At 57.8% G+C, this 22,897-nt stretch carries 18 protein-coding genes and 5 pseudogenes; 9 read left to right on the plus strand and 14 right to left on the minus strand.

The window, feature by feature from the left end:
- Positions 1-41: 41 nt before the first annotated feature.
- From BSG17_RS18370 to BSG17_RS18380, 3 genes are all read right to left on the minus strand, one after another.
- Positions 42-284: an acetyl-CoA carboxylase gene (locus tag BSG17_RS18370; RefSeq protein WP_089826717.1), complete on the minus strand. Its 243-nt coding sequence runs from the start codon at positions 282-284 to the stop codon at positions 42-44.
- A gap of 76 nt (positions 285-360) precedes the next feature.
- Positions 361-1,344 carry a 5-oxoprolinase subunit C family protein gene (locus BSG17_RS18375; RefSeq protein WP_089826719.1) on the minus strand — a complete coding sequence of 328 codons (984 nt, stop codon included), beginning with the start codon at positions 1,342-1,344 and terminating at the stop codon, positions 361-363.
- Positions 1,341-2,243, minus strand: coding sequence for a 5-oxoprolinase subunit B family protein (locus BSG17_RS18380; RefSeq protein WP_089826721.1), 903 nt, complete (start codon positions 2,241-2,243; stop codon positions 1,341-1,343). The genes BSG17_RS18375 and BSG17_RS18380 overlap by 4 nt, the downstream gene beginning before the upstream one ends.
- A gap of 1,123 nt (positions 2,244-3,366) precedes the next feature.
- On the opposite strand from BSG17_RS18380, the gene BSG17_RS18385 reads away from it, so the two are divergent.
- Positions 3,367-4,851, plus strand: a complete 1,485-nt coding sequence (locus BSG17_RS18385) for an amidase (RefSeq protein WP_089826756.1) — start codon at positions 3,367-3,369, stop codon at positions 4,849-4,851.
- Between the two features lie 40 nt (positions 4,852-4,891).
- Here BSG17_RS18385 and BSG17_RS18390 read toward each other — a convergent pair.
- A pseudogene (locus BSG17_RS18390) lies at positions 4,892-5,139 on the minus strand (IS1595 family transposase); the annotation flags it as partial.
- A 160-nt stretch (positions 5,140-5,299) separates the two neighbouring features.
- Between BSG17_RS18390 and BSG17_RS18395 the strand changes: the two are divergent.
- Positions 5,300-5,656: a hypothetical protein gene (locus BSG17_RS18395; RefSeq protein WP_244531594.1), complete on the plus strand. Its 357-nt coding sequence runs from the start codon at positions 5,300-5,302 to the stop codon at positions 5,654-5,656.
- A gap of 209 nt (positions 5,657-5,865) precedes the next feature.
- Here BSG17_RS18395 and BSG17_RS18400 read toward each other — a convergent pair whose 3' ends face one another.
- The gene (locus BSG17_RS18400) at positions 5,866-6,279 is read right to left on the minus strand and encodes a winged helix-turn-helix domain-containing protein (RefSeq protein ID WP_089826724.1); all 414 of its coding nucleotides are present in this window, start codon (positions 6,277-6,279) and stop codon (positions 5,866-5,868) included.
- Positions 6,280-6,407: 128 nt separating this feature from the next.
- Between BSG17_RS18400 and BSG17_RS28465 the strand changes: the two genes are divergently transcribed.
- Positions 6,408-6,956 carry a DUF8170 family protein gene (locus BSG17_RS28465; protein WP_089826726.1) on the plus strand — a complete coding sequence of 183 codons (549 nt, stop codon included), beginning with the start codon at positions 6,408-6,410 and terminating at the stop codon, positions 6,954-6,956.
- Between the two features lie 276 nt (positions 6,957-7,232).
- Here the strand turns inward: BSG17_RS28465 and BSG17_RS18410 are convergent, their stop codons facing one another.
- The 4 genes from BSG17_RS18410 to BSG17_RS18425 all read right to left on the minus strand — a co-directional run bounded on the left by BSG17_RS18410 (position 7,233) and on the right by BSG17_RS18425 (position 9,415).
- Positions 7,233-7,466, minus strand: coding sequence for a hypothetical protein (locus tag BSG17_RS18410; protein WP_089826728.1), 234 nt, complete (start codon positions 7,464-7,466; stop codon positions 7,233-7,235).
- Positions 7,467-7,595: 129 nt separating this feature from the next.
- The gene (locus tag BSG17_RS18415) at positions 7,596-8,456 is read right to left on the minus strand and encodes a VOC family protein (RefSeq protein ID WP_089826758.1); all 861 of its coding nucleotides are present in this window, start codon (positions 8,454-8,456) and stop codon (positions 7,596-7,598) included.
- Positions 8,457-8,466: 10 nt separating this feature from the next.
- Positions 8,467-8,652, minus strand: a complete 186-nt coding sequence (locus BSG17_RS18420; RefSeq protein WP_089826730.1) for a hypothetical protein — start codon at positions 8,650-8,652, stop codon at positions 8,467-8,469.
- Positions 8,653-8,713: 61 nt separating this feature from the next.
- Positions 8,714-9,415, minus strand: a complete 702-nt coding sequence (locus BSG17_RS18425) for an SDR family NAD(P)-dependent oxidoreductase (protein ID WP_089826732.1) — start codon at positions 9,413-9,415, stop codon at positions 8,714-8,716.
- Between the two features lie 62 nt (positions 9,416-9,477).
- On the opposite strand from BSG17_RS18425, the gene BSG17_RS18430 reads away from it, so the two are divergent.
- Positions 9,478-9,831: a winged helix-turn-helix transcriptional regulator gene (locus BSG17_RS18430; protein ID WP_089826734.1), complete on the plus strand. Its 354-nt coding sequence runs from the start codon at positions 9,478-9,480 to the stop codon at positions 9,829-9,831.
- Positions 9,832-10,228: 397 nt separating this feature from the next.
- Here the strand turns inward: BSG17_RS18430 and BSG17_RS18435 are convergent.
- The 3 genes and pseudogenes from BSG17_RS18435 to BSG17_RS18445 all read right to left on the minus strand — a co-directional run.
- Positions 10,229-11,224: pseudogene (locus BSG17_RS18435) on the minus strand (IS630 family transposase); the annotation flags it as partial.
- Positions 11,225-11,300: 76 nt separating this feature from the next.
- Positions 11,301-11,534: pseudogene (locus tag BSG17_RS18440) on the minus strand (TRIC cation channel family protein); the annotation flags it as partial.
- A 161-nt stretch (positions 11,535-11,695) separates the two neighbouring features.
- Complete coding sequence (locus tag BSG17_RS18445; protein WP_089826736.1) at positions 11,696-12,298, minus strand: TetR/AcrR family transcriptional regulator; 603 nt, start codon at positions 12,296-12,298, stop codon at positions 11,696-11,698.
- 179 nt (positions 12,299-12,477) lie between these two features.
- Here BSG17_RS18445 and BSG17_RS27920 point away from each other — a divergent pair.
- Positions 12,478-12,652: pseudogene (locus BSG17_RS27920) on the plus strand (TetR/AcrR family transcriptional regulator); the annotation flags it as partial.
- 214 nt (positions 12,653-12,866) lie between these two features.
- Here the strand turns inward: BSG17_RS27920 and BSG17_RS18455 are convergent.
- Positions 12,867-14,342 (minus strand): right-handed parallel beta-helix repeat-containing protein, encoded by a 1,476-nt coding sequence (locus BSG17_RS18455; protein WP_089826738.1) that lies wholly within the window; start codon positions 14,340-14,342, stop codon positions 12,867-12,869.
- A 304-nt stretch (positions 14,343-14,646) separates the two neighbouring features.
- On the opposite strand from BSG17_RS18455, the gene BSG17_RS18460 reads away from it, so the two are divergent.
- The 4 genes from BSG17_RS18460 (at position 14,647) to BSG17_RS18475 (ending at position 22,111) form a co-directional block, all read left to right on the plus strand.
- On the plus strand, positions 14,647-15,420 hold the full coding sequence (locus BSG17_RS18460; protein WP_089826739.1) for an SDR family oxidoreductase: 774 nt from the start codon (positions 14,647-14,649) through the stop codon (positions 15,418-15,420).
- Positions 15,421-16,479: 1,059 nt separating this feature from the next.
- On the plus strand, positions 16,480-17,706 hold the full coding sequence (locus BSG17_RS18465; protein WP_244531595.1) for a Cdc6/Cdc18 family protein: 1,227 nt from the start codon (positions 16,480-16,482) through the stop codon (positions 17,704-17,706).
- Positions 17,707-18,234: 528 nt separating this feature from the next.
- Positions 18,235-20,895 (plus strand): glucosidase family protein, encoded by a 2,661-nt coding sequence (locus BSG17_RS18470; protein ID WP_089826742.1) that lies wholly within the window; start codon positions 18,235-18,237, stop codon positions 20,893-20,895.
- 187 nt (positions 20,896-21,082) lie between these two features.
- On the plus strand, positions 21,083-22,111 hold the full coding sequence (locus tag BSG17_RS18475) for an LLM class flavin-dependent oxidoreductase (RefSeq protein ID WP_089826744.1): 1,029 nt from the start codon (positions 21,083-21,085) through the stop codon (positions 22,109-22,111).
- A 147-nt stretch (positions 22,112-22,258) separates the two neighbouring features.
- Here BSG17_RS18475 and BSG17_RS18480 read toward each other — a convergent pair.
- A pseudogene (locus BSG17_RS18480) lies at positions 22,259-22,897 on the minus strand (hypothetical protein); the annotation flags it as partial.

A 22,897-nucleotide genomic window follows, 5' to 3' on the forward strand; every position in this document is an offset into this window, starting at 1 on the left:
GACTTGACGCTCGGATCCGAACGGACGTCTTCTCTCACTCGTCACTCGATTGTGACGAGCTCCTGGTTGGCTTCGACCTCGGTTTCGTTTTCGACGAGAAACTCACCGATCGTTCCTTCGCTCTCGACCGTGATCTCGTGGAAGCTCTTCATGACCTCGACGAGGCCGATCGTGTCGCCCGCTTCGACGTGGTCTCCCGGCTCGACGAACGTTGGTTCGTCCGGGTCGGGCCGCCGGTAGAAGACGCCTGGCATCGGTGATCTGATTGTCGTTTTGTCGGACATGTGGTGTGTAGTTGTGGTGAACTGTATTTCAATTATATTCTTTGGTTCGATTCGTGTCTGTCTTTCAGGAGATCTGTTAACTTTCGTTTTTCTTCTCGATCTGTGATCGGACCGCTTCGAGCCGGTCTCTCTGTTCCCTGCGGGCAGCGATCGCCGCCTCGACGTCGACCTCCTCGAAGTAGACCGACTTGTGCGTCTGCCGCTGCGAGAGCAGGCCACGGTCGACGCTGATGACCGTACCGACGGTCGCGTATCCGCCGCCCGTGACCGCATCCTGCATGAGGACGATGGGGTTGTGTGGCACCTGAATCGAGCCTACCGGGTAGCCGAGGTCGACGACGTTCGACGGGTCGGTCCCGGCCCCGAACGGCTGTTCTCGCTCTTTGAACTCTAGCTCCGGCCCCTTGAGGCGGTAGCCGGTCCGGTCGGCCTCCGTCGAGACCGTCCATTCGACGTCACAGAGTCGCTGTTTGCTCTCGTCGGTCAGCCGGTAGCTCGTGAGACCGAGCACGACGCGAACGGTATCTTCGTCGCCGTAATCGGGAATGTACTCATTGTCGACTTGTGTCCCCACGAGTTCATCCGCTCCGCCAGCTGGCTCGCCGACCGTAAGTTCGTCGCCCGCTTCCAGCCCGCGCCCCTCGTGGCCGCCAATGCCGACCAGCGTGTATGTCGACCGACTTCCCATCACCTCCGGGACGTCGATTCCGCCAGCCACGGCGAGATAGGCCCGCGCACCCTCCGTCGCGAACGAGAACTCGAGTTCGTCGCCCGCCTCGACAGCGTGGGTCGTCCATGCAGCGATCGGTTCGCCGTCGAGCGTCGGAGACATGTCGGCGCCGGTGACCGCGACGACAGCGTCCTCGTGGAACGTCGCCGTGATCCCCTGATAGGTCATCTCGATTGTCGACGCGTCGGGCTCGTTCCCGACGAGATAATTTCCGATCGTGTGGGCGTACTGATCCATCGCGCCCGACGGAGGCATGCCGATGTGGTAATTGCCGAAGCGACCGAGGTCCTGTACCGTACTCTCGATGCCGCCCTCTGAGATCTCGATCATGCGATCGCCTCCATGAGCCGTTCGTTGTACTCGGCGGGCGCTTCGAAGAACGCGTCCGTCGAGAACTCGACCGTTTCGTGGGTGTATTCGTACGTTCCCGCCTCCACTTCCTCACGGATCGCATCGTACTCCTCGCGGTCGATCTGTCTGTAGTTCAGAATATCTCCGGGGTTCGGGAACACCATCGACTCCTGGAAGTCCGGAAGCCGCTGTTCGGTATCGAGCACTTCGAGCGGCGTCCGCCCGTACAGTTGGTAACCGCCAGCACCTTGGACGGGATAGATGACGGAGAACGCGCCGCCGAAGCCCACCGCACGACTGGGCGTGTCGGTTCGAGGTTCGACATACTTTGGGACTTCGAGTTGCCGTTCTCGCGGGACCATCTGGAAACACCAGGGTAGTCCCGGAACGAACCCGACCATCGTCACCATATGCGGCGCGCCCACGAATGCGTCGATGAACGCCTCGACGGAATCGAACCCGTTGAGCTCCGCGGAGTACTCGAGGTCCGTCCCATCGGGGTCCTGGTGACGTTCACGGAACTCCATGAGCGTCTCGTGCGTCCACGGATCCTCGAACAGCACTGGGACGTCAATGATACACGTCTGCCACTCGTAGTTCTCGATGTCGATCGAGGCTTCGATCTCTTTGAGTTCTGCGATCAGGTCGTCCGGATGGACGATGTCGGGGTCGATGCGGAGCATATAAGATGCGTTCGCCGGGCAGTTCTCGATGACACCGTCGATGTCTCGTTCGGCGACGCGCTGGGTGATCGCCATCGCCTTGAAGTTCGCAGTGAAACTCATCTCCTCTGCGAGTTCGACAAACACGTGGTCGTCTGCCCCGTATTCGTACCGTGGCTGTGGAAGCTCTGCAGGCGTAATCTGTTCTGTGGCCATGCTGTGGTGTGACAATTCAGACTACGACTATGAATACATATTGGTCCCAAAGCAAGATTCCGAATCGATGTCGAATCACGTTCGACATCTCGATTACGACGAGGACAGTGTTTGACTTGACAATCGTTTCCGCCGAGGTTGTGGTCAACGATATCTGGTTTGTTACCTGACTCTATAAGGATGCTCTCGGCCAGTTATCTTCGAGTGACAGCAACATATTCCGTACACGGTTAGCACAGCGCGTCTGGCCGCGGTTCATCGCACCTGTGACGGTGAAAACTAACTAGTAAGAGAAAGGGGAGGTAGGCCGTTGGAAGTTGGAGTGAAACTGGTGAGTGGATATTTGGTGCGCCGAGTGGGCGCAAAGCGGGGAGTAGGAGCTGTCGCCGACGGAAGGGTTCTCTGTATTCTGATAGTGAGATTCTGACCAACCGGGTGAGGTACTTAAGCAGCAGCCATCACCGTATGGCAGTCAAGTCGCTCAGGTGTTGACAACAGACCCACACTCTGTCCGCAGATCCAGTTCGGGGAGTATGGGTGACATCGAAAGCACACTCAAGGGATGTTCCACCCATTTCGCTTACATAGCAGCTGTGCCATCCATTTCGAATTTGGGTGGAACGCCGTTACGTCCACCGGTTGTCCGGCAAAAATCGTCCGCTGTTCCACTCAAGACCCAACTAGTATAGATGGGAGGATATGCGGGTGCTAATATGTGTGTGTGTGATATTCGATACAGATTCGTCCGACTGGGACGGAGGTGTCGTGGCCGACGCACGGCCAGGAGTGTCTCTGACTCCTGTAGACTATCAGTTGCGTCATCCAAAGTCGAGGGGTGTCCCAAAGGAGACACCCAATTGCAAACACTCGATTCACCGCCCCCGCGTACTGAGAGCAGTTAACAAAAGAATCCAGACTATCGGTGTTTGGTTAACACAGGGGGTGATTTTCAGTGACCATGTCAACGCCAGAATTCGGCCGTTCTGGTTCCATTGCGTGGGCCTCTATACCGAGGAATCGCACTCACGGATCTAATTGAACGCAGATAATGTTGATCATAATGAGCAGTAAGTTATGTCATATTGACCGGTATTGTTTTGACTATGCTATTATATCACTATGTATGGTATTTGGTATCGAAGAGACAACCATCAATGAAATTCACCGAGCTTTCGAATCTGGCGATCTCACCAGTGAGGAACTTGTTGATGAGTATCTCGAACGGATCGAAGTCTATGACCGCAGCGGCCCCAAACTAAATTCGATCCGAACAATTAACGATAATGCAAGCGATCGTGCGGCAGAACTCGATCAAACTCTTTCTGAATCCGGCGGGTTTGTCGGACCACTCCACGGTATTCCTGTCGTTGTGAAAGATCATCTTGAAACGACGGATATGCCGACAACGTATGGTTCGGAAGCGTTCGAGGGCTATTACCCAGAATCCGAGTCGGAAGTCACACAGCGATTACGCGAAGCAGGTGCCATTATTCTGGCAAAAACGAATATGCCGGATTGGGCCACATCATGGTTCGGATTCTCCTCGATTGCAGGCCGAACTAAAAATCCATATAATCTGAATCACGACCCGGGTGGTTCAAGTAGTGGTACAGGAGCAGCCGTTGCGGCAAATCTCGGCGCTGTTGGGATCGGATCTGACTGTGGAGGATCTATTCGTGTTCCCTCCTCATTCGATAACCTCGTTGGATTTCGCGTAACGCCAGGATTAATTAGTAGATCTGGGGTAAGTCCGTTGGTCTCTCAACAGGACACGGCCGGACCTATGACTCGAACTGTTCGTGATACGGCGAAATTATTGGATGTACTTGTCGGCTATGATAACCGCGATGATCTCTCTGGGAAATCTGAACTAGCCGCTGTCCGCGGATCGTATACGAATTCGTTAAATGAAGATGGATTACAAGGCGCACGAATTGGTGTGCTTCGAGACGGATTTGGGGAGAATGATGCTGCAGAACAGGTTAATGACGTCGTTGAACTGGCATTGACAACGATTTCCAACCTTGGTGCCACGCTTGTAGATCCAGTTGAGATTCCTGATCTAAATGACTATCTCAACGAGACCATGCTTTATGTGCTCCAATCAAAGAGCGATCTTAACGAGTTCCTCAATGAACGCGATACTCCCGTTTCATCGGTAGAGGAACTCTATAAAAATGGCCAATATCATGAACTATTGGATTTGTTTATTGCGTTCGCAGAAGATGCCCCGAGTGACCTGACTGATCACCTTGAATACTGGAAACGTCGTAATGCTCAACACGCATTCCAAGAGGAGATTCTGAGTGTCTTTGCTAACAATAACCTTGATGCGATTGTATTTCCGGATGTCCAAGTCCCGCCCCCCTCCGAAGACGAAATCAGGGATGGGAAATACGAAACAATGACATTTGCAACAAATACGATTATTGCATCACAGTCGCTTTGTACTGCAGTATCTATTCCTGCCGGATTCACTGAATATGGCCTCCCTGTAGGGATAGAATTCCTTGGCAAACCCTACGATGAGTCCTCAATATTGAAGTTTGGGTATGCATTCGAACAGGCGACGCAGCACCGAACTATTCCAGAAACAACATCTAGCTGACCGATTGAAGCATATCGCTATTCGCTTTTATTTAAACCTAGTTAATGTGGACACTGTCGATGAAAACGTACCGTTCATCATGCACAATGATTCGATGGTTGAACTCCATTCGCTATATGCTTGGAGGCCGTCAGTTCAGACATCTCCCAAGCGATGGGAGATATTTTCGGATACCTGCATTACTGGCGCTAAGTCCGGCTCAAAGACGATTTTAGGATGACCGCGGATCACCCGCAGTACGTCGCGGCGAGCCGCGACGAGCGGTATCTGGTCGCCGTGACGTCTCTTCATCGTGAACAAATCATCTGACAAATCTACCTGAAGACGATCAACAGTTACGACTACGAGTACTGGTAGTTGCCGGACGGAGACAGTATCAAATCGAAGTACCACGGTCCAGCTGACGACGAGTGAGCCCGAAGCGTCGGCCCCTCGATGGCTCATTCGAATCCTCGGGACGGGTGAAGATTGTGGAACATCGAGAACGTACCCCACACCATGTTGCTTTGAGTCGTCGGGGACGTCTCCCGTTCGGTCACGGGACCAGTACCGACGCTACGAAAGTTTCTGCGAGAAAGCGGAGACTGGCTCACTGATGAGTCGCTGGATGCATGATCATCTTGACGAACTCGACATGCTCGGGCTCATTTCGATCAAGAAGATGAACGAAGGATCGACTGGCGGCCAGTACAAGACAATCGCGTTGAGTGAGGATCTGAATGCGGTGTTAGAAGCACTGGATGAGACAATTGCAGCAGTTGGTGTCCATCGCTCAGTCCAAGGCCGTCTGGACAAGCCCTATTAGTTGATAGCTGCTTGTCGTACGTTTGAGTGAAAAAGCACTGGAAACGACACTCTCTATGTCTGGTAGCCACCGAAACGAGACCATCGGCCTACTCACGGCGCTTCGCGACGGATTCTTCTCTTCAACCACTGAGATCAGTGTAAGCACTGGAAACAGTGGTGTCCGACAAAACACTGGACACTCACCCTCGGAGTGAACTGCCTCGTCTGTCATTCAACGGACGGTCGAGGAGCGTTTTCGTATTTGACCATCTTCTCAGATTTATCCGAGATCGTCTCATAGATGCGCTGAAGCGTCTCTTCTGCGGCGAGGAGGTTGTGTTTCTCGAGAAACGCGCGGCCGTCGTCGGTAAGTCCGTAGAACTTCCATGGGTAGCCCTGACGACGTTCACCGTCCGAGAGTGAAACCTCTTTGACAATGCCAGCGTCGATTAGCTTCTGGATATGCTTGTAGACAGTGGCATCGCTGACACCCGGGTTGAGTACCTCCAGTTCGTACATCGACGGGAGTTGCTTGGGATGCTGGAGGATGTTGTTGACGAGCGCGAATCGCGTCTGTTGGGTCACGAAATGAACCAACTCGCGATTATTCGCCTCCGTCGAGGTTCCCAAATCGGTGCTCATGTGCACACCTACGCGATGCTCCACGGAGTAGTTTACCCTTGAGTAAATTACTCTAGGGTATATCAGTCACTGTTAACTCGGTGAATTACTTAGTAAATCATCTCTCACACCGGTGAAACAGTGAACATATGAGCGACGAAGAGGCATCGGTCCCCGACGATATTCTCACGAGTGCGAAGACACAACTCGACCAAGAGGAGATCTCACTCACGGATAACGAGGAGATTCTCCACGCACTCAGCGAGCTCACACCAGCCTACGAGAACGAGCGCTCGTATTTCGTACTCGGAAACTACGACCGAGAACCAATTCGTCGGCTGAATCTCGTAGTTGACCGGCTCAACCGCCGTCCCGATGGCTACGCGTTCCGCATGGTCGATATCCGAGGCGAGTGGGACAACAGCATTCAGAAATTCTGTCTCATTGCTGACCTCGTGACATACCTTGTCGGTGTCACTGAAAAGGACCCGAGTGATTTCCTCGTCGAACAGGGATTGCTCGTCGGCACGACTGAATACTTCTCGAAGAGTCACGTCCTCAAGCGGCAATATGAGAGCGAGGAACACCCGTTCGGTTGGATGCAGGACGGCGTTTTTGAGTTGTTCGACCAGGAGGGTCGACTCTATCAGTGGCAAACCGAAGATGACCTCGTCAACGTCACTGAAAATCTCCCGTAACGAGCACTGAGAAAACCGAATTGAGAATTAATCTACAAATCCGATATTTGGTGCGCTTATGTTAGTTAATACGACACCAACCTTGACTCCAGCACACACCACTGTTTCCTGTGTTCTAGTGGAATCTACATAACGCACATAATCTTGATCAAACCGAGAATTGACTGAGCCATCGGCAGATACGCTCGATAGGAGTATGCCCGAATGGGCCCGCTGCGACGACGACTACGCCGCGTTCATACATTAGGCCTGCTCCGTATCAGCGTCTGTATCCTCCTACTCGTCGAGGTCTGGGAGATTCGCGTCCCAATCTGGGTTCTCGTCGTAGTAATCGCCCTCGAACTGTTCGCTCACGGCCGCGAGGCCAATCAAACTCGCTGTGTGTGCGTCGTACGCATCAGGGTTGATCGCCCAACACTCGCCCTTGTGCATCGTGAGGATACAGATGCCAAGCCCGACAATCAGCCACCCTTGCGTGGAATCGAGAGCCTCCTCACGCGCGTTGGACACTTCAGTCGCTCATCTCTTGTACCTCTCAGTGACGTAGCGGCACACCGTATTTTTATGGAATTCGATCATTCTTCGAGAGAGCTATTCGTCCGAGCTAAGAACTTGTGTCGAGCTTATATATAAATTAGACTACATATCAGACGGGTCGACCTGAATTTGAACCTTGATCCCGTCAGGGTCGTGGATGACGAGACCGTTATCGGTCTCAGTCACTGGTATCTCGCTGCTTTCCAGTCGCGATTGAACAGCAGTGAGCGCATCCTGATCTGGGACAATCATCTCAAACCATGACAGCCCACGTCCGTTGACAGGGGCTGTTCGGTGATGCCACGTATTCGCTCCGATGTGATGGTGATATCCACCCGCGGACACGAAGGACGCGGCAGGCACTGTCGTCTGCACCTCGAACCCGAGGGTGTCCACGTAGAAGTCCCTGAACGCGTCCAGCGAAGAGACCTCGAGATGTATATGTCCGATATCCGTTCCAGAAGGTGCCTGGGCGTCACCTGCGGCAGCGGCTTCGATGCTGTCGAGATCGAGCGGCTCTGTGCTGATCCGAACACGACCGTCGTCACTGCGGGGCCACTCGTCCCGTGGGAAGTCGCGGTAGATTTCGATCCCATTCCCTTCCGGGTCAGTGAGGTACAGAGCCTCGCTGACCCAGTGGTCGGATGCACCACCGAGTTGCCAGTGAGTTCGTATCCGCGCCAGCGCGTCACCGAGCGCCGCCCGTGAGGGTACTCTGAAAGCTGTGTGGTAGAGTCCGGTGCCTGACCGATGCCGTGTAGGTGCGTCTGCATCCTCTTCGAGGACGAGTAGCGGGGTGTCCGCAACACCGAGAACCGTCCAGGTATCGGATTCTTCGAGCACACTGAGGCCAACGACGGTTCGGTAGAACTCGGTCAGTTCGTCAAGGTCATTGACGCAGAGTGCAGTTCGACCGATATGCGTCCCCTGCGGGAGCGTGTCTGTATTTGATGACGTGGTCATGGTGGACATCTTAGAGACCGATGTTGAGCGCGTACGGCCAGGCGGTTCCACTAAGCGCGACGAGTACGAGCGCAGCGCCAAAGAGCGTGGCGTTCTTCAGAAAGTTCGTCATCTCGGCCTGCCGTTGTTGGGGGTCGTCGACCGACCAAAAGTCGTGCATGACGGGCGTCACACCGAGGAAGAACAGCGCGATCACCACTGCACCGACGAGTGGGCCATCAGGAAGGCGAGGCCGCCAGCCGTGGTCTCCAGCGCCATTAGGGCGCTACCTCCGGTTGGCCGCCGGTCATCTGGACGATCTGACCCCTCACGCCTTCGTTTGTCAGTAAGTGGAACACTTCGTCGACGATGGCCTCTGGGGCAGTCCACTCCGAGAAGTCGGCATCGGGCATCGCCTCACGGTTCCCCGGAACGTCGATGAGGAACGGGGCGAGCGCGTTGACGCGGGCATCGAGTTCGACGTCGAGCAACTCGGTCAGCGTGCGAACCGCGCCCTTCCCCACGTTGTACGCGAGCGTTCCTCGGACCGGATCGATTGCGCGGTCTGAGCTGAACAGAACGACTCCGCTTTGCGAGGTGAGGTGGTCCGCGAAGGTCTTGACGGTCAGGAACGCCGTCGTGGCGTGGCGATTGAGGGCGGCTTGGAATGCATCGCCGTCGGTATCGCTGACGCCACCCATCGAGAACCCGCCAGCCAGCGCAACGATGTGATCGACTGACCCCTGTTCGTCGGCCACAGTCTCAGCGAACGCTTCGACCGCTGCCTGATCGGTTAGATCGACCTGGTGGTACGACACCGCGTCGGCGTGCTCAGCGCGGGTTTCGACGTCATCTCTCGCTGTGTCGGTGACGTAGGTACCGATAACGGTGGCATCACTGTTGACGAGTTGGTCCGTCACGTACGGGCCCATATTGCCGGTCGCGCCGGTCACGAGCACCGTCGAGTGTTGTAGTTCCATTACATTACCTAGTTTGTTTCCAAACCCATATATAGCTCAGGCAACAATAGTGTAACCAAGTAATGGCGACCCAACCACCATCGACTGAGACTGACGAAGACACCGAGGTCGAACGGCGGAATGCAGACGTCTGCAACGTCGTTGGAGCTGTCGAAGAGATGGGGGCGAAGTGGAAGCTTATCATCCTCAACGACCTGCGTGACGGTGAAAAGCGCTTCAACGAACTCAAGCGCTCGACGGGCGCGAGCTCCTACACGCTCTCGCGTGTGCTCGACGACCTGGAGGAGCAAGGGTTCATCGAGAACCGAAAGGAGTTCGAATCGCCGGTCGCGAGTTATTACACGCTGACTGAGAAGGGAGATGCCCTCTGTCCCGTGTTCGAATCGCTCGACGCCTGGGGCGAGGACTGGCTATGAGAGGTGTCCGACCGAGTAACCAGTCGACGATGATCGAACCATTTTGAGCGACTCAAACAGCGTACGACTCGGGCACTACCTGTCTCCCTCTCGGTAACTGTTGACCTCCTACTCACGTGTTAATCCCAGTACCTGTGCAGTCGGAAGTGACCAGCCGTGAACTGCCTCGGGGTCATAGTCCCTAAGATAAGATTTGCAACCGAGAGTCGAGGAACTCATCAATCCAGGACTTGGCGAAGCTGAGTTTGGAGGTGAGCCGTGCGAACAGGTCTCCGATGAGAGCGCGGAATTAGTGAGTAAGAGAAGTATTGCAACTACGAATCCATCGATTCGTACTCCAAAAGGGTCGGAACGGGCGCTTACAATTGGCCTACTCCCAGGACTTAGCTTGCGAACTATCCTCCGCGCTCTCGACGATCAGCGGCGATGCTTCCCATTTCAGGCTCTTCCAAACCTGCTCAATTGGATTAAGATCCGGCGATCCAACCGGCAGAAAGACGAAATCGATACCCAGTTGATGAGCGCGTTTCCGCGTGTACTCACACGTGTGCGCGAAGTGATTGTCTAAGACGAGCAGAATCCGCCTCGCAGGATTCTGCTCGCGGATCCGTTCGAGACACTCGCAGATTCGCTCTTTCGTCTGATCTTCCGGGAAACTTACCACGCTCTCGCCGTTGAGTGCGTAGAACCCGACCGCTGGTTCAAAAATCTGAACCAGCGGTCGTTCGATGTGCGGATCATCGACGTACCACATCCGACGTGAGTTATCGTACGGCTGGGGATGTGACGCATCAAAAAAGCCGATAACGGTTCCACCATCTGTGCAGACATCGTCATCACCGACCCAGCCTTTCTCATCGTCGCCCTCGCGTTTGTTATGAGGCTCATCTTGGTGCTCGTCGAGCGCGTCGTCGACGCGCTCGTCGAGAATGTCTTCGGCGTTATCCGGCCGAGAGGGTCTTTTTGATCGAGGGATTGCGTAGGAGAGACCGAGGTTTCTGAGGAACTCACTGAGATACACCGGATGGTACTCGACGCCAAATTCCTCGTTGAGAAGGTGCTGAATCTCCTGTGGTTTCCACGGCTGGCCATCGCGGAGGAGTTCAAGCAGTTGTTGCTGTTGATCTTCGCCGAGCTTCGGGGGACGTCCGTCCCCGAAGTTCGGCGTCAGTTGGCCGAGGCCACCTTCATTCCAGCGACGCGCCCAGCGACTGCCGGTTGATTCGGACTTGCCGACACGGTTGGCGGCCTCTTCGAGCGTGTCGCCCTCGTAGAGATTCTTGACGAAGGTGAGGCGGCGGACGACCTTCGGATCGTCCGCCTCCGAAAGCAACCGATCGAGATCTTCCTCACTCAGATGCCGCACGATCTCTTTTCGACGGTCTTTGCTCATTGGTATCCTCTCTCACCCCACCCCCAAAACTTCCCTTACGCACTATAAAGCCCCGAGGCACTCGCCTTACTTATCTGTAGAAGTCGTCGAACAGAATGAAAGGAGAGCGATCCAGCAGGATATCCGCTACGGCACCACCTCCGACGGCGTTGATCGTCGCAATTGTGACGACGCCGAACACCGGGATGTCGGCTTGCGTTGCAACGATGGTGCCTGTCGTAGTAAAGGCGGCGAGCCCGATCGCATCCGAGAACAGCGTCAGCGGATGAGTATCGGCTGACTCGAGTGCAGCACTCACCCCGATCGCTACCCAGCGTGCACGCGATGAGCCCAATCGTATGTCGAACCGACTAGCTGGGCTGATGCTGTTTTCACACCAACAGATTTCTCGCCTTCTGCAGTCACGAAGTAATTGCGTCCTCGGAGAATATCAACACTTCCCCGAATCCCGATGAAAGGAGCGATACGACGTCAGTCGTGGCTCTCCGGCATCAACATCGCGTCGACGTACTCGGACGCAGTCTGTCTGGCCGTCGCGAGTGCGGTGTCGTCCAGCACGACCGCTCGAGTCTGGGCTCCGTCGACGATCGTCATCAACGCACGTGTCACGTGGTCGGCGTCGACGTCGTCGAATACACCCTCGTCGATACCATGGTTGATTACCGCTTTAAGCATATATCGGATGTAGTCGTCGTTCTGCCGGAACCGGTCGCGAAACGTCTCCTTGTACGGTGCTTGGCTCCGCATCTCCAGTATCGCAACCAGGAGGTCCCGATTTTCCTCGGGTGTTACGAGGAGTTCGTCGAGCAGAATCTCTAGTCGCCGCTCGGGATCCGTTGTCTCAACACTGCGTATCGAGCCCACGAACTGCTCAAGGAGGTAATCGAGAAACGCGACGAGGAGGTCATCCTTCGTGTCGTAGTAGTAGTGAACGGCAGCAGTCGATTTCCCGTACTCCTCAGCGATTCGCTTGATTGTGAGATTGGCATAGCCGTAGTTTCGAAGCGCCCGATAGGTAGCCTGCATAATCGCCTCGGTCGGCTCTGAGAAGGTGCGTTCCGTTGGGTCAGCCATTACACAACGAGTGTGTCGAGAGGAAGATAACAGTTTTGACCGGGTAGTTGGGAGAGGAAGAGATACTACCGAGTGAACGATTCGGGTGCTGTTTATCGCGTCTCAAGAGACACGGTATCGACTCTCTCACAGTCCCGAAGATCTTTGACTAACTAGTTAGTAAGTGCGAGTAACGAATAATGGATGGCGACCCAACCACAGAGATTTTTGGAGGCGACCTATCGTGCTCTCTGCCGGCATGGATACGCAGACCTCACAGTCGGAGATATCGCTGCCGAGGCAGAGCGAAGCAAATCGCTGGTTCACTACTACTACGGTAGCAAGGAACATCTCTTCACGGAGTTTCTCGTCTTCGAGCACACCAACAGTTATCTCAGCAGTATGGCGAAGTTTTTCCAGCTCGGGGGCGTGAACTGCCTCGGGGCTTGACCCCGAGGCACTCGCCTTGCTTATTTGTAGAAGTGAGTCCAGCCGATAACCTCGTCGTCGACAGTCGCCACGAAAAACATCCGTAGTCGGTGAAGAGTTCAGCGAGTGTGTCGAAACGAGAGAGCGGAGATCGGAGCGTCTACTGTGGGTTGGGTGCCGGACAGGAGCCGGAGTTGGAGACGTTCTCGGTCGAGACGTTCGAGTCGCCGAGAATCGTCTCTTGGCCGGCGACGTTGACGGTGGTGTCAGCGATGGTCGAGTCGTCGGAGTTCTCGAACGCGATACCGTCGCGGTCACCCGTCAGTTGGAGACAGCAGTTGCGGACGACTGAACCGTCACGGTTAGTGATCTGGACGGTCGGATCGGAGCCCGAGGAGGAGCCGGTGACGCTGACGCCGTCGAGCTCGACGTTCCAGGGTTTCGCGGCGGTGTCGCCGAGTCGGGGGTCGGTGGGGTCGTCGATGCGGACGGCAGCGACGTCGGAAGCTTCCAGTTCGAAACGACTGTTTCGGATGGCCATCTCGCCGGCAGAGCCGTCGACCCAGACGGCCGCGGTGGTCTTCGAGGGAGCAGTCCGATAGACGAAGTTGCAGTCTTCGATGGAGCCACCCTTCTCGCCGCGGGAGCCGGTCTCCCACATGATTCCGTGGGGGTTGATGAGTTTTCCCCCGTTGGCGTCGGGCGTCGCTTCGGTGTCGACGATGAAGTCACAGCCCTTGACGTGGCAACCTTCACCGCCGATACGCAGCGACGTCTGGTTGTTGTTCTTGAACGTGCAGTTCTCGACCTTTACGTCGCCCGGACACCGCCGCGCGTAGATCGCGTTCGTCCCGGTGTTCTCGATGTGCGAGTTCCGAACGACGAGTTCGCCGACGTGTTTCTTGCCCAGCCAGATACAGCCCTCGTTGGAGTCGTTCCCGAGATGACCGTGAGAGGTGATATCCGTCGGCCCCTTCCGGACGAGACCGTCGACGACGGCCGTCCCGTCTTCGTCGAGCACTTGCGGACTGAGATTGTCCACGGCACCGTTGCCGGCCGTCGGGTTGAATCCGATGAACTCAACGTCCTGCACGCGGAGTTTGTCGTTCGCCTTCAGGAGTAGTCCCAGACTGCCTTCCTTCTCGTCTCCGTAGTCGAATGCGACGTTCTCGACGAGAAGGCCCGTCCCGCCACCGACACGGAGGACGAACTGCGAAGTCCCAGAGTCGGAGACAAACCGGACGTCCGAGGGGTTCTCGCCGAGTCCGCGAATACCCCAGTTGTTCAGTTCGCCCTCGGCGTGTTCGTCTTTGACGTAGTAGGTTCCCGGCGGAAACTCCACGAGCGTGTTCTCGTCGTCGAGCGTCCCCTGAAGCGCATCGTCGATGGGGTCGTTCCCTTCGGGATCCATCCCGAGGTCCTCGACGGCGTTCACGACCCTCTCGAACTGGATACCGTGGCGCTCCGTCGCGGCCGCGGCGGTCCCGCTCGTGGCTGCCGTCCCGAGGCCAGCGGCGGCGGCTGCTGCCCCCATCTTCAGAACGTCACGTCGCTCCAGCAGCGACCCGCCGTCGTCGTCCTGCTGTTCCGTCTGCGAATTTGTGCGCTTACCATCACGTTCTGCCTCGTCAAACATTCTGTGAGGACGATTGGAGGAGATAATTATAGCTCTTATGATTTAGAGTGTGGTTACTAGACATTTGTACGCTCAAAATACCAGAAGTGGACAGAATATTAAATAAATCAGAGATAGACTATCGACAGAATGACGAACGGTATGCGAGTACGATTCGAGTAATCGCACTTCGGAGTCGGCGGTTCCGAGAACTTCCTCACGAGTCGTCGATCAGAGTGACTCGAAAGAGCACGGTCGAGCGGTGTTTGCGAGGGCGACAACTCGGGACAGAGAGTTATGTTATTGGAGATGAACTATAGTCTGTATGTCACTCCTCGAAGACAGAACAGCGGTGATTACGGGAGCGGCGAGTGGTAACGGGCGGGCCATCGCGGAACTGTTTGCCGAACACGGTGCGTCAGTGGTCGTCGCCGACATCCGCGAAGAGCCACGTGAAGGCGGCGAGCCGACACACACCTACATCGAATCCCAGGGCGGTGAGGCGACGTTCGTAGAGTGTGACGTCACTGATTACGACGACTGCGTCGCCGCCGTCGAAGCGGCCGAACAGTTCGGCGGAGTCGACGTAATGGTGAACAACGCCGGGATCGTCGGACCTCAAGCGCCACTCGTCGAGTTAGATATGGACGAGTACCGCACGCTCATGCGAGTGAACCTCGACGGCGTCTTCCACGGGTCGAAGGCAGCGGCGCTGGCGATGGTGGAACGGGGTGACGGTGGGAGCATCGTTAACATGTCGAGCGTGGCCGGGATGGCGGGGTACGGAGGAATCACGGCGTACTCGGCGTCGAAGGGCGGTGTCCGCCTGTTCTCGTACGCCTTGGCGAGCGAGCTGGGACCGGACGGAATCCGCGTCAACGTCGTTCATCCAGGGGTCATCGAGACGGCGATGACGACCGAGGACTCGCCGATCGTTGGGACCGAGGAGGGAGAGCAGTTGAAGTCGACACTGCCACTACGCCGCTTCGGTACACCCGAAGACGTCGCCGGGGTGTGTCTCTTCCTCGCGAGCGATCTCTCGTCGTACGTGACGGCAGAGTCGATCGTCGTCGACGGCGGCGATCTGAACAGCGCGTAATCGATCGACGGTGCGTCGCCCGACGACAGTGGCGTTCTCTTTCTGTTCGGTACTCCCCCACCCCCCCGCGTTTCCGACGTTCTTGCGCGCAGTGACACCGTCTGTTACTGTATCGCATTCCTCCCCCCACACCCCACGTTTCCGACGTTCTCGAGACGAAGTCCTCAGCCCCATCTCGCCGCTCGCCCGACCTCCCCCACCCCCCACGTTTCCGACGTTAATCGGGAAAGGGACATCGAAGAGTGTGAGAGAGGTGCGAAGACCGACGGAACGGTTCGAAAGCACGGAAGAGGCCTCGAAAGCACGGAAGAGACATTGGCGAGAACAGCGTCTGGGACACACGACGAGAGCATCACGAGAGACGACGGGTGGAACGACGTCGAACTTGACGGTTAACCCCCACCCCACGTTTCCGACGTTCTGAGACTCAAGGGGACCTCCCCCCCTCTCGAGGTCGGGTTCGGACCTCGTCGAGACAACACAATTCAACCACCGCCATCCTCTTTCTTAGTTTTCTCTATTAAGTTGGCGGACTATTTCTTCCCACTAATAATAATGCTTTCCCTACCAATAGTTCGCCGCACCCACTCTCGTGCAGTAGAAACGTCGGAAACGTGGGGTGGGGGTGTCGGGGTCGAACGTCGGAAACGCGGTTCGTGTACCATTCGACGCCATAGGTGCGAAACCGACCCTACGAGAACTCTATCCCCGAGTTACGTCGGAAACGAGGGGGGTTCTCTCCGCGAACGACGGAAACGTACCTCTTCCCCGTAATACCACTTCATCCTCCGATTACTCGGTTTACAGGGACGGTATCTACCGATAAACGACGGAACCAGGGGTTCGGCGAGAACCTATGGTTTTAAGATTGTAGTCTGTAACCACCTGGGCATGGAAGACGGTTCGTCCGAGGATGAGGATGGTTCGTCCGTGGATCGGTCCGAGTCGGCTGACCACCCGACGACTGGATCCACAGACCAGTCGGCGTCCGAGCTGACGGACCGAGCCGAAGATCAGTCTGTGCCCGAAAATCAGCGTGGCTCTCGAGACGAGGAGCAGATCAACATCGCACAGGAGATCTTCTCTCAGCAGGAGGACCCGATCTTCGCGAACAAGAGTTTGCTCGAGATCAGTCATATCCCGAGTTTCGATCGTATCGTGGGACGAGACGAAGAGATTCGGAAGTTGTCGGAGGAACTCCGCGGTGCGGTGCAGGGGTACTCGCCGGAGAACGTGATCATCTACGGGAAAACGGGTACCGGAAAGTCGCTCGTCTCGAAGTACGTTTCGTCTCAGGCGGTCAACAACGCTCACGAGGACGTCGAGATCGGGTTCCAGTATCTCGACTGCTCGACCGACAACACCGAGACACAGGCAGCGTCCACGCTCGCCCGCTCGTTCAACGACTCGCTCCAGACGGGTTTCGAGATCCCGGAGCGGGGTCTCTCGACGGCAGCCTACTACAAGCGTCTCTGGCGGACACTCGAGTCACTCTATGACGTAGTCATCATCATCCTCGACGAGGCCGACATGATGGCAGACGACGACCTTCTAATGAAACTCTCGCGTGCGGGGGAGTCGGGGAACACCGACTGTCGAATCGGTGTGATCGCGATCTCGAACAAGATCGAGTGGGCCGACGACCTCAACGAACGCGTCAAGAGCAGCCTACAGCCGAAGGAGCTCTCGTTTCACCCCTACGACGCAGAGCAACTCGAGGAGATCCTCCAGCATCGACGTGACGCGTTCAAACCCAACGTCCTCGAAGAGGGAGTGATTCCACTGTGTGCAGCGTACGCGGCGTCGGACTTCGGTGATGCGCGAAAAGCGATCGACATCCTCAGACACGCAGGGAACATCGCCTACGAGCGCAACGCCGACCACGTTACCGAGCAACACGTCAAAGACGCGCGGACCAAGGCAGAGAAAGACCGATTCAGAGAACTCATCGAAGGCATCCCACAGCAGGCGAAAGCTTCGTTGCTCGCGCTCGCGATCCTGTCGTTGAACTCCGAGCAAGAAGAGTTCCCGACGCAGTTGGTCTATCGACAGTACCAGAACATCTGTGACAACATCGGACAGGACGTTCGTTCCGAGCGACGTTTCCGGGATATCCTCAAAGAGTTGGCTTTCCTGGGGATCGTCGACAACCGAAAAGAGAATCTCGGTCGGTCGGGCGGGATCACCTTGCTGAACCGTCTCGTCGAGGAACCGGAGATTGTCTACGAGATCATTCGCGACGATACTCGCTTCGAATCGCTGACGGACCACCTCTCGAACTCGTGACCCCGCTTGGAGTGGTGCCCCGAGTTATTCACCTCGATTCTCGGTAGACGAGATAGTCACAACCTACGAGATAGTCACAACCTACGAGATAGTCACAACCTACGAGGTAGTCACCACCCTCGATGTACTCTCGTGACCTGTTCTCGTCGTCCACCGACCGGTCTCAACGCTCACGACTAGCTACGTCCCGGACCCCTCGTTTCCGACGTTCCTGTCGGAACAACCACAGACGGGTAGAGTGTACATTCTCACTTGTTTTCGGGCCGATGGCAGGGTGCAGACCAAGGGTCGAGTGCGGACCGACGGCAAGATACGAACCGGCGTCGCAGTGACCACCGAGACCGTAACGCCGTAGTTGCCTGCCAGCCACTGTCTCGACACTCGTTGACCGAGAACACGAGGAACCGCTCGTCGAGTCGGCCGAACCATTCGCCGAGTGTCTCGGTCGACCGAATTTTCACTATCGGACGTAGTTAGGGTATCAAATTTGCCACAATAGTTTAATCAGATTCCTCTGTACGTCGTTCCATGGGTGACAACGACAACCACTTATCGGCACGGACGACCCGTCGACGCCTCCTCCGAGGAACCGCCGTCGGAGCGGTGCTGTCGCAAGTTCCACTCGCTGGCTCTGCCGTCGCAGCGACTCGCTCGGAGTCGTCTTCGGACGCAGACGTCGAAGCGGAACCGGAAGCAACGGAGACGACGAGCGTCGGAGCGCCAGCCCTGTCGGTGGCCGACCGTCTAGCCGACCGTCGATACGTCGCCACCGGAACACGTGGGTACGTCGTCGGTACCGAATCCGGCGGATTCCCACCGATGGGGTGGCACATCCAAGGCGAGATGGGCGGTGTCTGGACGCCACCGCTGAAACTCCTCGACGGCATCTGGTTCGGTGTCGACGGGGAGTGGCTCGACGACGCGACCAGTTTTACCTCCGGATACGGCCACGTCACGATGACGTTCGAACACGACGACCTGACGGTCGAACGGGCCGACTTCGTCCCCGACGGACGCCGTGGTGCGCTGTTCGGTCTCCGGTTCGACAGCGACGAGGACCGGACGGTGACGTTGACCGTCGACGCGCAGTCGGAGCTGATGAGCGCCTATCCGTGGGGGTGGACGACGCCGAGTCAGGAGACGTTCAACCTCGACGACGAGGTGTCTGTCGACGGTCGACGGTTGGTGTTCCGCGAGACGGGGACACCACCCGTAGAGAACGCGACCGAACACGACTGGGCAGCAGTCGTCGGTTCGTCGACCCACCCGACGGCACACGAGATGGACGGAGAGTTCCGCGGACCCGAGGAAGCCTATGACTCGGCGTTCGACTCGGGCGTCGGCGGGCGTCTCACGTACGAAGTCGACGTCTCGGGCGACGAACTGACGACCGTCTGGATCGGCGTCGCCGGCTCCGAAACCGGCCCCGAGACTGCACACGACGAACTCGATGCACTCTTGAACGAACCGGAGGAGGCCCTCGAAAAGAAGGTCGAATCCCGACTAACACGACAGGAACGGACACGACTCGACCTCCCGGATACCCGTCTCCAGCGGTCGATCGACTGGAGCAAGCAGAATCTCGCGGATTCACGGCAGGTCGCGACAGATCTGATGCTGCGGGATACGGACGAGGGAAGCGCGTACCCCGAACCCGCAGGCCGTCTCGACCGGGTTCGGTTTCTCGGTGCGGGGTTCCCCGACTACCAGTGGCTGTTCGGTACCGACGGCGAGTACACGGCCTACGCGAGCGTGGCCGTTGGACAGTTCGAACCCATCAAGGACCACCTCGAGGCACTCAAGGAGGCAAGCGAGATACTCAACGACGGTTCCGGGAAGGTCGTCCACGAGATTGTCACCGAGGGCTCCATGTACTTCGGTGCCAACGACGACCCCGGTAACACCGACGAGACGGTGAAATTCCCGAGTGCCGTCGCCCTCCTCTGGCGGTGGACGGGCGACGACGAGTTCCGCGACGAGATGTACGACTTCACGAGGCGGAACATGGAGTACGTCTTCGAGAATCTCGACGAAGACGACGACGGCTGGCTGGAAGGCCACGGCAACGTCGAGCGCGAGGGGATGGGCGACGAGAAACTCGACGTCGCCGTCTACACCATCCGCGGTCTCTACGACCTCGCGGAGATGGCTCGCAGCAAAGGAGACGGTCGGACGCTCTCGTGGGCCCAGCGGAAGGCGGACCAACTCCGCCGGACGTTCGAGGACGCGTGGTGGATCCCAGAGATATCCCAGCACGCGGGATCGCTCACGAACCCCGACGAGAGTCGAGTGTACCAACGTCACTGGATCGGTGTCACGCCGATGGAGGTCGAAATCCGCCGAAACGGGCAGCCGCACCTCGGTCTGACGGCGCCCGACAACGCCGACGCAGCGCTCGATCTGAGAGAGACGACGTGTTACAGTGGCGTCGGTGACGACGAGGAGGTCGACCACCGGACCAACGAAGGGCTGTACCATACGGGCGCGCCGGGTTGTGACCGCACGACGTTCGCGGGGACGAAAGACAGTACGGAAAAACAGATATTCACGCTCAACACCGCGATCATGGCCGTCGGAGAGGGGAACTACGGTCGACTCGGTCGAGACCAGCAGGGTCGCTATCTCGACGCGAACGCGAAGCTCCAGCTCCCCGTTCCGGACGAACAGCCCGGCGCGATGCCGGAGATCGCTCCCTCGCCGGCGTACGGGCGGTCGCTCGACTTACCGATGACCGAACGGGCGATGGTGCTGCAGGCGTGGGGTGCGTACGGTACCGTCTGGCCCGTTGTCCACCAGCATCTCGGTGTCCGTCCGGACATGGGCCGTCGTCGCCTCGAAGTCGTCCCTCACCTCCCCGACCGCTGGCCGGAGGCGAGCGTCGAGAACCTCCGCGTCGGTGACGGAAGCGTCGCCGTCTCGGCCGAGTCGCCCGACCAGACCGACGAGACCACTGGTCAGACCAACGACTCATCCGACTACACGTACGAGACGACCGTGACGCCCAACGTCTCGCTCCGACAACTCGTCCTCGGTCACGTCGTTCCCGTCGGCGAGTCGGTCTCGTCGGTTACACTGAACGGCGAGGAGGCGGAGTACGACTGTCGTCGAACGAATCGCGGTCGAGAGCTCCGCGTCGAGGCCGATACGGCGGGCACACAACGGCTCGTCGTGAAGACGGTCGACTGCTGAGACGGTCCGGTGCTGCCGCCGTCTCGCATTGCTCACCGTAGTTCTCGTCTCACACCGTTAACCGTGGTTCTCGTCTCGTATCGTCCACTGTTGTTCCCGCCTCGTATCGTCCATCGAAATCCCAGAGAGGACACCGACGGACTGCTGCTAGCCAAACCGTTATCCTTCGCAGTCTCCGAACCTCGATATGGAACTCTCTGTCGTCGACCTCTCTCCCGTTCCGGACGACGGTACTGCGACCGACGCCTACGCGAACACTGTCGAAGCGGCGCGACAGGCGGAACGACTCGGCTACTCTCGGTTCTGGGTCGCCGAACACCACGGGATGGCAGACACACTCGCGGGTACGACGCCCGAAGTGCTGCTCGGCCATCTCGCCGCCGAGACCGACTCGATCCGACTCGGTTCCGGTGCGGTGCTCCTCAACCACTACAGTCCGTTCAAGGTCGCAGAGCAGTTCGGTGCGCTTGACGCGCTCGCACCCGGCCGTATCGACGCGGGTCTCGGTCGAGCGAACGGGTCGCCCGCAGCGGATCAGGCGCTTGGAACGAAGCGACACGTCCAGAACCCCGACGAGGACCACGAGGAGAAGATCGAGAGTGTCGTCAACCATCTCTACGACGACTACCCCGACGAGCACGCCTACAGCGACCTCCAGATCCCTCGCTCGGGCGCGGCGGAACCGATCCCGTGGGCGCTCGGGTCGAGCCCGTCCAGCGCGACTATCGCAGCGAAGCTCGGCCTGCGGTACTGCTTCGCGGCGTTCATCCGACCGCAGTTCGCCGCACACTCCTTCCAGGAGTATCGCGACCAGTTCTCTCCCTCACAGTTGGCCGGCAGCGTCGACGAACCGCAGGGGATTCTCGCGGTGAACGCCGTCTGTGCCGAGACCGACGAGGAAGCAGCGCGACTCCGAGCGGTCGCCGAAGCGTCGTACAAGCGGATGCGACGCGGCGTCGTCGGCACGACGCCCTCCGTCGAGGAGGCGATCGACGAACTCGGCGGCGTCCCCGACCCTACGCCCGCGACGCTCGACGCCGACGAGTGGCCGCGCGCGGTCTCCGGGAGTCCGGAGACACTCGCCGGACTGCTGAAGCAACTCGCCGACCGGGTCGGCGTCGACGAGGTGATGATCCAACACGTCGTCGGGAACCACGACGACGCGCTTCGCTCTCACGAACTTCTCGCCGAGGGCGTCGGCCTCACGCCGCGTTGACGCTCCTTCTCCGGCGTCTCTCAACCTGAGCTCTCGCCACGACGACCTTCGGCTCTCACCACGGCAGTCTTCGGTGGTGCTGTCGCTCTCGGCTCCGATGAGTTCCGCAAAAAAACCGCATTACCGAGTGTCGCTGTGCCGTCAGCTCTAGGAGAGACTGACCTGCACCTGGCTCGACGAGGCCGACTGACTCTGGCTCTGGTCGTTGTCCTCGCCATCCTGGCTCTGCTCGGCGGACTGTTCGCTGTCCTGCTCTTGGCTCTGCTCGACGTCGTCACCCTGAGCGGTCTGGCTGGCTTCGACCGATGCCTCCTGCTCCTGGCTCTGATCGTTGTCTTCGCCGTCCTGGTCCTGCTCTGCGTCCTGTTCGACGTCCTGCTCCTGGTCCTGCTCGACGTCGTCACCCTGGGCCGCCTGGCTGGCGTCAGCCGAAGCGTCCTGGTCCTGCGTCTGGTCGTTGTCCTCGCCCTCCTGGTCCTGCTCTGCGTCCTGCTCTACGCCCTGTGACTGTTCCTGGTCGGTGTCGTCACCGGTGGCGATCTGCTCGGCGGACTCGGTGGCTTCCTGGCTCTGCTCCTGGTCGTTGTCCTCGCCGTCCTGCTCTTGGTCTTCGTCCTGCTTGACGCTCTGTCGCTGTTCTTGGTCGCTGTCCTCACCGTCTTGGCTCTGGAGCGCGTCCTGTTCGGAGTCGGCGTCCTGCGACTGGTCGTTGTGTTCACCGTTCTGCTTTTCGTTCTGGTCCTGGACGGACTGCGAGCGCTGCTTCTGGTCGTTGTCCTCGCCGAA

This window comes from Halogranum amylolyticum (assembly GCF_900110465.1).
GTDB classification, from domain to species: Archaea; Halobacteriota; Halobacteria; order Halobacteriales; family Haloferacaceae; genus Halogranum; species Halogranum amylolyticum.